Consider the following 12,443-nt stretch of genomic DNA (forward strand, 5'->3'; position numbering starts at 1 on the left):
CACGTCCAACTGGCTGTACGTATATAAGCGATATGTCGATGCTGGACTCTGCAAAGCGATGGGCGCGCGGCATCACGCGCGACACGGTGGCATTGTGGCTTGCCGCCCGCGATCCTCGTGTGCCTTGGTACGCAAAGGCCGCGGCCGGAGCGGTTGCGGCTTATGCTCTCAGCCCTGTCGATCTCATTCCTGACTTTATCCCGGTCATCGGCTATCTGGATGATCTGCTGATCGTCCCTCTCGGCATCATGCTTGCGGTCAAGCTGGTGCCACCAGCTCTCATGCAGGAATTCCGTGATGCGGCCGAGCGCCGCGCCAGGCCGGTCGGCAAGGCCGGACTGGTCTTCATCATTGCTGTCTGGATATTGGGGGCGCTGGCGCTGCTATGGCTGTTCTGGCCGAAGTCCGCCTAACGCGATGAAGGAAACAAGCGCCAGCCTGCTGCGCAGCACGCCGTTCCGGCTGGCTTTGACCTTCGCCTTGCTGTTTGTGCTCGCCTTCATCCTGTCCGGCGCCATCGTCTACCAGCTGATGAGCGCCGATCTTGCCGAGCAGCTCGACCAGTCGGTCAAGGAAACCTATTCGGTCGTGGCGGTGACCTATGCCGGCAACGACCAGGAGGATCTGGTCTCGGCGGTCGACAGCCACGCCGCGCTCAGCCCGAGCAAGGAACAGCTGTTCTCGCTGACCGATGCCGCCGGCAACCATCTGGCCGGGAATTTCACCGCCGCCGACCTGCCCGACGGCTTTTCGGATTTTGCCGCGTCCCTGCCGGGCGTGCCGCCCGACACAATGTATCGCGCCTGGTCCGGTTCGGTCGGCCCCGACAGCCTGACCGTCGCTTTCTCGCTGTCAGAGATCAAGGAGCTGGAGAGCATCGTGCTGATGAGCTTCGGCTGGGCCACCCTGATCATTTCGGGCCTTGGCGTGGCCGGTGGCGCGCTGCTGGCGTCGCGCGTTCAGCGCCGCCTCGACGGTATTGCCGCCACCATGGACGATGTCTCCAACGGCCGGCTCGACGCCCGCATTCCGCTGCTTGGCAATGGCGACGACATTGACGGCGTGTCGCGCCAGGTCAACGCCGCGCTGGAACGGCTGGCATCCCTTGTCGACGGCATGCGCCAGGTCAGCGCCGACATCGCGCATGATTTGAAGACGCCGCTCAACCGGCTGCAGATGATTTTGGAGGCGGCCGCCGACACGACCGCGCGGGGCGAGGCCGTTGCCGACGAGTTGGCGGAGGCGCGCGGAGAGAGCCTGCAGATCAACGAGACCTTCGATGCGCTGTTGCGCATTGCCCAGATCGAGGCCGGCGCCCGCAAGGCGCGCTTTGTCGATCTCGACCTTAACGGCGTCGTCGAAGCCATTGCCGAGATCTATGCCGGCGTCGCCGAGGATGACGGCAAGTCGCTGTCGGCGAACATTTCCCAAGACAGCCGATACCTGGTCCACGGCGATCGCGATTTGCTGACCCAGCTGTTCGCCAATCTGGTCGAGAACGCGCTGCGCCATTGCCCGCGCGGCACGATCATCAAGCTGTCGGTGTCTAGGCAAGGCGACCGCATCGTCGCCGAGATTGCCGACAACGGCCCCGGCATTCCGGCGCAGGAGCGCGAAAAAGTGTTCCAGCGGCTCTACCGGCTGGACTCCAGCCGCACCACGCCCGGCAGTGGCCTGGGCCTCAGCCTGGTGCGCGCTATCGCCGATTTGCATGGCGCATCCATCGCGCTCGAGGACCGCCACCCCGGCCTGGCGGTGATTGTCGGTTTCCCTGCAGCAAATGCATCGCTGGGCTGAGAGCCGATTTGGCTACCGAGTTGGGCAGAGCAGAGGGTCGTCGACCGCCCAGATCCTGAACATCGCATCAAGGGCGTCCCACTCCGGCGCGAAGGGTGGCTGAACGAAGCGTTGGTCTTCGCGGCGACGGCGGCGCGATCCGTGTCATCGCCGCTTGCAGCTGCTGCGAAAGCCAAAACGGGTGCCGCTGATGGGGGACAACAGCGAGCACCCGGGGACCGCCGATGAAGGGACTTTACCCGGCGGCCGACCACCAATGTCTTGGCAAGGACTTGGTTGCCGCACCCAGCCCTCTGCCTTTGACGATAAGACTTCAGTCCGATGCCTCCTGGGACCGTGGTCCACAGGCGGAACGATCGCATCGGGGCGCCGTTCTGCTTGCAGTGAATCCGGCTAACAAGGAGCGAAGGCAATGGACGATCGAAACACCAGCATTATGGAAGCTCGGTGGCTTCTTGCCGTGCCCGCCTCGCTTATCTTGACGGTTCTTTTCGCCGGATTCTGGCTTACGTGACTGGCCAACCGGCGAGGCTCGGCCGCGGGATCGCTTGTGTAAAGATGCTCGACGAACCATCGGCCGGGCAGAAGTGTCGACCGTGGCGTTAGCCGACGAGAGAACAGATCCAATAATCAGCAAACTTACGGAACGATATATACCTGACGGAGTTTGATGTTTGGGCATTCAATACATAGGTTTGAAATCAGCCCTTAACATAGAAAGGCTCGTCATGAAAAAGTACCTTGTCACTATCGCCGCAGGTCTTGTACTGGTTGCCGGAATTGGCGCAGCCGTGGCGGACACTGTCGTCGTTCTCAAGCCTGAGCAGCAGACGGTGGTCCGCGAATACATCCACAAGCAGAAGCTCGCATCCGTCAGCCTGCTCGGTGTGGAGCTCAACGTCGGCACTGCTCTGCCGGATACGGTCGAGCTTCATGCAATCGACGTGCCCGACGTCAAGTACAAGTACACGGTCGTCGGAGACCATGCAGTCCTCGTTGACCCGGATACGCGCAAGATCGTTCAGATCATCGAGTAGCAACTTCGGCCGGATGTCCCTCAACGTCCGGCCGCTGACGGCCCGCTTCCAGAGTTGTTCTTTGGAAGCGGGTTTTTTCGCGTTTGATAGCCCTTGCCGACGCCGGCGCGACAGGTCGACCCGGTCCTCAAATACGCCGCAGCTGACAACTTTTCTCCAAATCGATGATCGCCGCCGCGCTTTTATCGGCCCACAGCGCCCCGGCGAAAATCCGAAGGCGACATGCCGGCCAGCTTGCGGAACGATTTGTTGAAGGCGCTGAGCGAGCCGAAGCCCGAATCCATGGCGACGCGCAGCACATTGGCGTCTTCATGCATCAGCTGCGCCTGCGCGTAGCTCAGCCGCAGCAGGTTCATATATTCGTTGAGCGTCATGCCGGTCGACTTCTTGAAGATGTTCATCGCGTATTTCGGATGGATGTCGGCGGCCGCGCCAATGTCGACGCAGTCTATGTCGTAGAGGAAATTCTCGGCGATGAAATCGCACATGCGCCCGACATTGCGCAGCCATTGCTGGTCGAACGGGCCGCCCGTCTCCGCACCGGCGGCCGTTTCGGGCACCAGCCGGTAGGGGTCGAAGCGTATCCGCTCCAGTCGCAGCAGCAACTCGTTCACCGCATGCTCGGTCGTGGCCGGATCGCCGGAGCGGAAATAGCGGTTCCAGCGCTCGAAATTATGATGGTCGGCCTCATCGGTCGCCGATGTCACCAGCGTGGCGCCGGTCATCAACCGGTGGCGGACATCGGTCGGCAGATGCAGGCGGAAGAAATGCACCAGCGGCAGATGCGCGCCGGAGTAGACCGCGTCGTCCGAGAGATCGTCCATCTGGTGCGGCAGCCCGCCCCAGAACAGGCACATCTCGCCCGCCGACAGCGAAATCTCATGCTCGGCCATGCGGTAATGCACATTGCCGCGGACGATGAAATTGACCTCGACCTGGGCATGCCAGTGCGGTTTGAGCATCACCAGCGGATGGTTGTGAAACATCTGCAAGGCCATCGGCAGGCCTTCGACGCTGCTGGCGCCAGGCTGGTAAAACGGCCGTTCCGGCATCTTACTTTCCGCCCATTCTTTATTCCCGTTATCAGGGACAAGCCTTCCGCGCTGCTTAGTTTAGCCATGCTCGCGAAGAGAGAGCAAATGAAATGGGAGGATTTCAATGCGCACGACACTGATCTGTGCCGCGCTGGCGCTTGGCTTGGGCTCAGGCCCGGCTTTGGCGCAGTCTGGCGAAATCACGATCTGGAGCTGGAACATCGCCGCCTCGTCGCTGAAGTCGACGATCGCCGGCTTCAACAAGCAGTTCCCCGACGTCAAGGTCACCGTTCAAGACCTCGGCAACCAGCCGACCTACGACAAATCGATTGCCGGCTGTGCCGCCGGCGGCGTCGGCCTGCCCGACATCGTCTCGATCGAAAACGGCGAGGCCGAGAATTACTGGAGCCAGTTCCCCGACTGCTTCGTCGATTTGCACACGCTGGGCTACACCGCGGAAGACCAGAAGAAATTCCCCGATTTCAAGCGCACCGAACTGGAAGTGGGCGACAAGGCCTATGCCATGCCGTGGGATTCCGGCCCGGTCGCCGCCTTCTACCGTCGCGATTTCTACGAGAAAGCGGGCGTCGATCCGGCCTCGATCAAGACCTGGGACGATTTCATCGCCGCCGGAAAGAAAATCCAGGCCGCCAATCCGGGCGTCACCATGACCAATGCCGATTTCAACGGCGACACCGAATTCTTCCGCATGATCTCCAACGAGCAGGGCTGCGGCTATTTCGCCGAGGACGGGCAGTCGATCACCGTCAACCAGCCGAAATGCGTCGATACGCTAACCAAGATCAAGGAGATGAAGGACGCCGGCATCATGTCGTCGGCCGACTGGGGCACCAAGATCACCAACAACACCGCCGGCACCGTCGCCACCCAGATCTATGGCGGTTGGTATGAGGGCACCATCCGCACCGAATCGGCCGGCGAAAACGGCAAATGGGGCGTCTACCTGATGCCGTCGCTCACCGCCGACGGCCCGCGCGCCGCCAATCTCGGCGGTTCCTCGCTGGCCATCACTTCGGCCTCCAAGAACAAGGAAGCGGCCTACGCCTATCTGAAATACACGCTGGAGACGAATGAAGGCCAGATCACCATGCTGAAGGATTTCGGCCTGGTGCCGTCGCTGATCTCGGCCCTCGACGACCCCTATGTCTCGCAAGGCCTGCCCTATTGGGGCGGCCAGGCGGTGTGGAAGGATATTCTGGCTACCTTGCCCAAGGTGGTGCCGAGCCGCGGCACCCAGTTCCAGAGCGACGCCGAGATCATCATGCGCGCGGTGCAGACCAAATATCTCGGCGGCGGTTATCCGGATGCCAAGGCAGCGCTTGACGACGCCGCCAACCAGATCGCGTCGGCGACTGGACTGCCGGTGAAGTAGAAAGAGCGCTTCCCCTTCTCCCCTTGTGGGGTGAGCGGCCGGTTCGCCGAAGGCGAATTCATCGTGCCAGTGGCACGATGAAAGGCCAGCGAACGCCGGGACGCTGCGGAGCAGCGGGGACCCGGCAGGGTGGATCGGCCACCACGCCCGGCCCTTCGCAGGCTCAGGGCGTTCGAAACTCGAAAAGCCAAGCAATTGGCTTTTCGTTCGCTAACGCGAACCGCTTCTCACCCCACAAGGGGAGAAGGCAAGAAAAGAAAGAAGGAAGGAGGAACCCATGCGCACCCAGAACGCCACCGCGTATCGCTTCCTCACGCCTTACCTGCTGATCTTCGCCATCTTCTGGGTGTGGCCGATCATTTCCTCGTTCATGATCTCCTTCCAGGCGACGCGCACCGTGCCGTGGCGTTTTGCGCCCACCTTCAACTGGGGTCGGCTGATCGGCGACCCCGCTTTCTTCAATGCGCTGAAGAACACGCTGCTCATCCTCGTCATCCAGGTGCCGGTGATGATCTCGCTGGCGATCGTCATGGCGGTGCTGCTGAACTCGCCGCTGCTGAAAGCGCGCGGCCTCTATCGCTTTGCCTTCTTCGCGCCGGTGGTGGTCGGCGAAGTCGCCTATTCCGCGGTGTTCCGGCTGATGTTCAATCTCGATTTCGGCATCATCAACAAGCTGCTCGCCAGCGTCGGCCTGGCCAAGATCGACTGGTTCTCCAACGTCACCCCGGCGATGGCGCTGATCATGATCGCGGTGACCTGGCGCTGGGCCGGCTACAACGCCATCATCCTGCTTGCCGGGCTGCAGTCGATCCCCGAGGACGTTTATGAGGCGGCGACGCTCGACCGCGTCAGCAAGGTCAAACAGTTCTTCTACATCACCTTGCCACTGCTCAAACCCGTCATCGTCTTTTGCGCCGTGCTGTCGATCATCGGCACCATGCAATTGTTCACCGAACCGTTCCTGATCACCGAACGCGGCGGCCCGGGCGGCGGCACCGAGACGCTCGGCCTTTTGCTCTATCGCCAGGGGTTCCGCTCCCTCAATTTCGGCTACGCCTCGGCCGTTGCCTACACCATGGCGGGCCTGGCCATCGCCATCACTTTGGTGCAGCTGTGGCTAACGAGAGAGCCGAAATGAGAGGGCAGCCGACATGAGTTCGCTCTCGCAACGCCGGCTCGGCCGCAGCGTCCTGCTGCATCTGGCCCTGACGCCGCTGGCGCTGGTCTGGCTGTTCCCGCTGTGGATGATGATCGTCTTCTCGACCATGCCCGACAACGGCATCTTCAGCCCCGGCATCGAGCTGCTGCCGCACGGCAATTTCGTCGACAATTTCAACAATCTGCAGCGCGACACCAATTTCGTCGGCGCCATCGGCATTTCGGTGGCGGTAGCGGTGACCTACACCTTCTTCTCGGTGCTGCTGACTTCGATGGCCGGCTGGGCGCTCGCTCGCTACCAGTTCTTCGGCAAGGGCGCGGTGGTGGCGATCATCCTCGGCACCATCACGCTGCCCTACGCGGTGGTGCTGATCCCGCAATTCATCATGGTGGCGCGCGACTTCCAGCTCGCCAACACCTGGGTGGCGCTGATCGTGCCGCCTTTGTTCAATTCGCTCGGCGTGCTGTTCATGCGCCAGGCCTTCTCGATGATGCCGCACGATCTGTTCGACGCGGCCCGCGTCGAGGGCGTCAAGGAATGGCGCATCTTCCTGTTCGTCGCCCTGCCTTTGGCGCGGCCGATGCTGGCGGCGCTGGCCATCATCCTGTTCCTCGCCTCGTGGAACAATTACCTCTGGCCGCTTCTGATCAACAGCCAGCCCGGCGCGATGACCGCACCGGTGGCGCTTGGCACGCTGATCGGTCTCACCAAGGTCTCCTGGGGCGGCATCATGGCCGGCGCCGTCATGCTGACCGTGCCGATGCTCGTCGTCTTCGTGCTGCTGCAGCGCCATTTCATCGCCGGCATCGCCGCCGGCGCCGTCAAATAGGGACAACAGCGACATGGCGGCAGTCACCCTTACCAACGTCATCAAGCGCTTCGGCGTCTATGAGATCATCCATGGCGCCAACATCGACATCGCCGATGGCGAGTTCGTCGTCTTTGTCGGCCCGTCCGGCTGCGGCAAGTCGACGCTGCTGCGGATGATCGCCGGGCTGGAGGACATCAGCGGCGGCGAGATCGCCATTGGCGGCAAGGTGATGAACGATGTCGAGCCGGCCGACCGCGGCATCGCCATGGTGTTCCAGTCCTACGCGCTCTACCCGCACATGACGGTGGAGCAGAATCTGAGTTTTGGTCTCAGAATGACCGGCAACCCGAAGGAGGACACCGAACGGCGGGTGAAGCGGGCCTCCGAGATCCTGCGCATCAGCGAGTTGATGGCGCGGCGGCCGAAGCAACTCTCCGGCGGCCAGCGCCAGCGCGTCGCCATCGGCCGCGCCATCGTGCGCGAACCGCAAGTGTTCCTGTTCGACGAGCCGTTGAGCAACCTCGACGCCGAGTTACGCGTCCAGATGCGGGTCGAAATCTCGCGCCTGCACAAGGAGCTCGGCACGACGATGATCTACGTCACCCACGACCAGACCGAAGCGATGACGCTGGCCGACCGGATCGTGGTGCTGCGCGGCGGCCATGTCGAGCAGATCGGGCGGCCACTCGATCTCTACGACAATCCCGACAACCAGTTCGTCGCCGGTTTCGTCGGCTCGCCGAAGATGAATTTTATCAAGGGCCGCGTCGTCAGCCGCAACACGCGCAGCGTCACCGTCGAGCTGGTGGGCGAGGAAAAGGCCCACATCATGCAGCCGCTAGCCGGCGCCGTGCCGGAAACCGGAGCCAAGGTGATTGTCGGCGTGCGGCCCGAACATTTCGGCAATGCGGGCGAAGGCGACGCCGACCTCACCGTCGGCATCGACGTGGTGGAGCATCTCGGTGGCACCAGTTTCATCTATGCCAGGACCGCCCATGGCGAGGACCTGGTGATCCAGCGCGACGCGACAAAGGTTCCGAACGCCTCGGAAATCACCGTGTCCATCCGCAAATCCTATCTGTTCGACGAAAACGGCCAGCGGTTGCGCTGACCTCTTCCAGCCTTTCCAAGGAGAATGACCATGACTTCAACCGCGCCCATCCGCTGGGGAATCCTCGGGCCGGGCGACATCGCCAAGGCCTTTGCCGGCGGCGTGGCAGGATCGCGCACCGGCACGATCGTCGCGCTCGGCGCCCGCAACCCCGGCAAGGCAGGCTTAGCCCAGACGTTTCCCGGCGCCCGCATTCTCGACGGCTACCGAGCGCTGCTCGACCACCCCGATGTCGACGCCGTCTACATCGCCATCCCGCATCCCGGCCATGCCGAGTGGGCGATCAAGGCAGCCGAAGCGGGAAAACATGTGCTGTGCGAAAAGCCGCTGGCGCTGACCGCTTTCGAGGCCGACGCCATGATCCATGCGGCGCGCAAGGCCGGCACCTTCCTCGGCGAAGCCTTCATGTACCGGCTGCACCCGCAGACGCTGAAGCTGGTCGAGCTGATCAGGTCCGGCATCATCGGCGAGGTCAGGATGATCAAGTCGAGCTTTGGCTTCGCCATGCCGGGCTTCATGCCGCAGCATCGGCTCTACGCCAACGATCTCGCCGGCGGCGGCATTCTCGATGTCGGCGGCTATCCCGTCTCCATGGCGCGGCTGATCGCCGGGGCGGCAGTCGGAAAACCCTTCGCCGATCCGGACAAGGTCGTCGGTACCGCCCATCTCGGCCAGTCCGGCGTCGACGAATGGGCCTCGGCGCTGCTGCATTTTGCCGGAGGGGTCGTCGCCGAGGTGTCCTGCAGCATCTCGCTCAACCAGGACAATGTGCTCCGCATTCTCGGCACCAAGGGCCGCATCGAAGTGCCGGACTTCTGGTTCGCCGGCGGAAACCGCGATGTCGGCCTCGGCAAGATCGACGTGATCCACGCCGACGGCAGGCGCGAAACCGTCAGCGTCAACGAGACCCGCCATCTCTATTCCTTCGAGGTCGACGCCGCCGGCGAGGCGATCCTGGCGCGGAGCCAGGAGTTCGCCTGGCCTGGCATGTCCTGGGCCGACAGCCTCGGCACGCTGCGCGTGCTCGACAAATGGCGCGCTGCCGTCGGGCTCGAGTACGAGATAGAAAAGCCGGCTAAGCGCATCAATACGATCTCCGGCCGGCCGCTGCGCACCGATGGCACCGCCATCGCCAAGCGCAAGATACCGGGCCTGGCCAAGCCCGCCTCCGTGGTGGCGCTCGGCTTTGAGGATTTCCGCACCTTCTCCTCGGGTTCGATCCTGCTCGACGCCTTCTTCGAGGCCGGCGGCAATCTGTTCGACACCGGCTTTGTCTACGGCGCCGGCTATACCGAGACGCTGCTCGGCCAATGGCTGACGAATCGCGGCGTGCGCGAGCAGTCGGTGATCATCGCCAAGGGCGCGCACTCGCCGCTCTGCTACCCCGATGTCATCGGCAAGCAGCTCGCCCAGTCGCTGGACCGTCTGCAGACCGACCATGTCGACATCTATTTCATGCACCGCGACAACCCCGATGTGCCGGTCGGCGAATTCGTCGATGCGATGGACGCCGAGGCGAAAGCCGGCCGTATCCGCGGCCCGTTCGGCGGCTCCAACTGGACGATGGCGAGGATGGACGAAGCGATCGCCTATGCCGAAAAGAACGGCAAGCAGAAGCCAGGCGCGCTCTCCAACAATTTCTCGCTGGCCGAAATGCTGGAGCCGATCTGGGCCGGCTGCATCACCTCCTCCACCGACGACTGGAAAGCCTGGCTGACGAAGCGTCAGATGCCCAACTTCGCCTGGTCGAGCCAGGGCCGCGGCTTCTTCACCGATCGCGCCGGCCGCGACAGAAAGGACAATGAGGAGCTGGTGCGGGTCTGGTATTCCGAGAAAAATTTCGGCCGCCGCGACCGCGCCATCGAGCTGGCGCAGCGGCTCGGTAAAAGTCCGATCCATGTCGCGCTGGCCTATGTGCTGGCGCAGCCTTTTCCGTCGGTCCCGCTGATCGGTCCGCGTACGCTCGACGAGCTGGAGGACAGCTTGAAGGCGCTGGATATTGCGCTGTCGCCGGAGGACGTGGCGTGGCTGGATAGTGGGCCGGAGCGGCGCAGGGCTTAGGACCTTCGAGGTAGCGTTCCTTCACACCCCCCTCTGCCTTGCCAGGCATCTCCCCCTCAAGGGGGGAGATCGGATGTCACGCCGGCTTTCGCCAATCTCCAAGGTTGAAAAAGGAGAGCCGGCGCCGAAACTGCTAATCTCCCCCCTTGAGGGGGAGATGGCCGGCAGGCCAGAGGGGGGTGCTGCCCCGCCGACGCTTCGTTGCTAGCGATCAATCCGTGTCGACAAAATAATCGACGACGACGTCCGCTCGACCCCATCCATTGCACCGATCTCATCCAGCAGCGCGTCGAGATCCCGGATCGACGGCGCGTCGACGATCACGATCATGTCGAAATTGCCGCTGACCGAATGCAGCGTCCTCACCGGCGGCAGCGCCTGCAGCGCACGCACCACCTTGTCGGCGAGTTTGGGCGTGACGGTGAGCAGTACATGCGCCCGCACCAGCCCCTGCTCATAGTCCGGCGCCAGCCGCACGCCATAGCCGGTGATGATGCCGCGCTGTTCCAGCCGCTCGATCCGGCTCTGCACCGTGGTGCGCGACACCCCGAGCTGGCGCGCCAGTTCGGCGGTCGACGCCCGGGCATTGGCGCGCAGCAGGGAAAGCAGCTTTTGTTCGGCGTCGCTGAGCATTTCGACGATCCTTGTCGTCTTATCGCACAAAGAGAGGGTTCGTTTCGAACAATTCCACGCTTCCTTTCGCCAGGCAAGCTGCGATTCTCAAGGCCATGTCGCCCACCGCGCAGCGGTTCGGGCCAAAGGCTTTTGTGAGGGATCGAATCATGAAGAAAATAATCGTCGTCGGCGCCGGCAAGATCGGCTCCACCATTGCAGGCATGCTCGCCGACACCGGCGACTATCATGTCACCGTCGTCGACCGCGCGGCCGCACAGCTTGCCGCGGCCGAACTTCCCGCCGGCGTCGAGGCGCTGGAACTCGACATCACCGCTCCCGGCGCATTGGAAGCAGCCCTTGCCGGCGCCTTCGCTGTGCTGAGCGCCGCGCCCTTCCATCTGACCACCCGCATCGCCGAAGCGGCCGCCGCCACCGGCGTCCATTATCTCGATCTGACCGAGGATGTCGTCTCGACCCGCCGCGTCAAGGAGCTGGCCAAATCGGGCAAGAGCGCCTTCATTCCGCAATGCGGCCTGGCGCCGGGCTTCATCTCGATCGTCGCCAACGATCTCGCCAGCCGCTTCGACACGCTGGAAAGCGTGCGCATGCGCGTCGGCGCGCTGCCGCAATATCCGTCGAATGCGCTGAACTACAATCTGACCTGGAGCACCGACGGCGTCATCAACGAATATTGCGAGCCTTGCGAGGCGATCGTCGAGGGCGAGCTGATCGAAGTGCCGCCGCTGGAGGAGCGGGAGGAGTTTTCGCTCGACGGCGTCACCTACGAGGCCTTCAACACCTCCGGCGGTCTCGGCACCTTGGCCGAGACGCTGAAGGGCAAGGTGCGCACGCTGAACTACCGCACCATCCGCTACCCCGGCCATGCCGCGATCATGAAGGCGCTGCTCAACGACCTTGGGCTCCGCCACCGCCGCGACGTGCTGAAGGACATTTTTGAGAGCGCCTTGCCGGCAACGCTGCAGGACGTGGTCATCGTCTTCGTCACCGTGTCGGGCCGCCGCAACGGCCGCCTGCTGCAGGAAACCTACGCCAACAAGATCTATTCGCAGCGCATCGGCGACCAGGTCCGCAGCGCCATCCAAATCACCACCGCGTCCGGCATCTGCGCCGTGCTCGACATGCTGGCCGACGGCACCCTGCCGGCCACGGGTTTCGTCAAGCAGGAAGACATCGCGCTGGACGCATTCCTGGCCAATCGCTTCGGACGTGCGTATGCCCAGCACGAGATGGTGAGCCGGCTCGCGAGCTGAGGAGGCTGGGGGTTTCGCGCCCTTCCTCTCCCCCGTCGATCGGGGGAGAGGTGTCGAGCGGAGCTCGACGGAGTGGGGGTCGATCTGGCTCCGCCGTTGTTGCTTCAAACCGGGATGATGCCTCGCCTTGATTGAGGCCCTGTGGTGAGTTGTC

The 12,443-nt window shown here is 63.2% G+C and carries 11 protein-coding genes; 9 read left to right on the forward strand and 2 right to left on the reverse strand.

Features of this window, described 5'->3' with window-relative positions:
* Nucleotides 1-32: 32 nt before the first annotated feature.
* From AC1DYC_RS22380 to AC1DYC_RS22390, 3 genes are all read left to right on the forward strand, one after another.
* Complete coding sequence (locus AC1DYC_RS22380; RefSeq protein WP_477409995.1) at nucleotides 33-413, forward strand: YkvA family protein; 381 nt, start codon at nucleotides 33-35, stop codon at nucleotides 411-413.
* A gap of 4 nt (nucleotides 414-417) precedes the next feature.
* On the forward strand, nucleotides 418-1,797 hold the full coding sequence (locus tag AC1DYC_RS22385; RefSeq protein ID WP_477409997.1) for a sensor histidine kinase: 1,380 nt from the start codon (nucleotides 418-420) through the stop codon (nucleotides 1,795-1,797).
* Nucleotides 1,798-2,525: 728 nt separating this feature from the next.
* A complete protein-coding gene (locus AC1DYC_RS22390) occupies nucleotides 2,526-2,834 on the forward strand; it encodes a DUF1236 domain-containing protein (RefSeq protein WP_477287866.1) in 309 nt (102 codons plus the stop codon).
* Between the two features lie 182 nt (nucleotides 2,835-3,016).
* Here the strand turns inward: AC1DYC_RS22390 and AC1DYC_RS22395 are convergent, their stop codons facing one another.
* A complete protein-coding gene (locus AC1DYC_RS22395) occupies nucleotides 3,017-3,886 on the reverse strand; it encodes a helix-turn-helix domain-containing protein (protein ID WP_477409999.1) in 870 nt (289 codons plus the stop codon).
* Nucleotides 3,887-3,992: 106 nt separating this feature from the next.
* Between AC1DYC_RS22395 and AC1DYC_RS22400 the strand changes: the two genes are divergently transcribed.
* The 5 genes from AC1DYC_RS22400 (at nucleotide 3,993) to AC1DYC_RS22420 (ending at nucleotide 10,403) form a co-directional block, all read left to right on the forward strand.
* On the forward strand, nucleotides 3,993-5,261 hold the full coding sequence (locus AC1DYC_RS22400; protein WP_477310585.1) for an ABC transporter substrate-binding protein: 1,269 nt from the start codon (nucleotides 3,993-3,995) through the stop codon (nucleotides 5,259-5,261).
* Nucleotides 5,262-5,538: 277 nt separating this feature from the next.
* Nucleotides 5,539-6,399: a carbohydrate ABC transporter permease gene (locus tag AC1DYC_RS22405; protein ID WP_477410001.1), complete on the forward strand. Its 861-nt coding sequence runs from the start codon at nucleotides 5,539-5,541 to the stop codon at nucleotides 6,397-6,399.
* Between the two features lie 13 nt (nucleotides 6,400-6,412).
* Nucleotides 6,413-7,249 carry a carbohydrate ABC transporter permease gene (locus AC1DYC_RS22410; protein WP_477310589.1) on the forward strand — a complete coding sequence of 279 codons (837 nt, stop codon included), beginning with the start codon at nucleotides 6,413-6,415 and terminating at the stop codon, nucleotides 7,247-7,249.
* Between the two features lie 13 nt (nucleotides 7,250-7,262).
* The gene (locus tag AC1DYC_RS22415; RefSeq protein ID WP_477410002.1) at nucleotides 7,263-8,342 is read left to right on the forward strand and encodes an ABC transporter ATP-binding protein; all 1,080 of its coding nucleotides are present in this window, start codon (nucleotides 7,263-7,265) and stop codon (nucleotides 8,340-8,342) included.
* 30 nt (nucleotides 8,343-8,372) lie between these two features.
* Entirely contained in the window at nucleotides 8,373-10,403 is a 2,031-nt protein-coding gene (locus tag AC1DYC_RS22420; protein ID WP_477410003.1) for an aldo/keto reductase, read from the forward strand.
* A 204-nt stretch (nucleotides 10,404-10,607) separates the two neighbouring features.
* On the opposite strand, the gene AC1DYC_RS22425 is transcribed toward AC1DYC_RS22420, so the two are convergent.
* Complete coding sequence (locus tag AC1DYC_RS22425) at nucleotides 10,608-11,036, reverse strand: Lrp/AsnC family transcriptional regulator (protein ID WP_112560245.1); 429 nt, start codon at nucleotides 11,034-11,036, stop codon at nucleotides 10,608-10,610.
* Nucleotides 11,037-11,185: 149 nt separating this feature from the next.
* On the opposite strand from AC1DYC_RS22425, the gene AC1DYC_RS22430 reads away from it, so the two are divergent.
* Complete coding sequence (locus tag AC1DYC_RS22430) at nucleotides 11,186-12,289, forward strand: saccharopine dehydrogenase family protein (RefSeq protein WP_477410004.1); 1,104 nt, start codon at nucleotides 11,186-11,188, stop codon at nucleotides 12,287-12,289.
* The last annotated feature ends 154 nt before the right edge of the window (nucleotides 12,290-12,443 follow it).

This window comes from Mesorhizobium sp. P2_E7 (assembly GCF_056403855.1).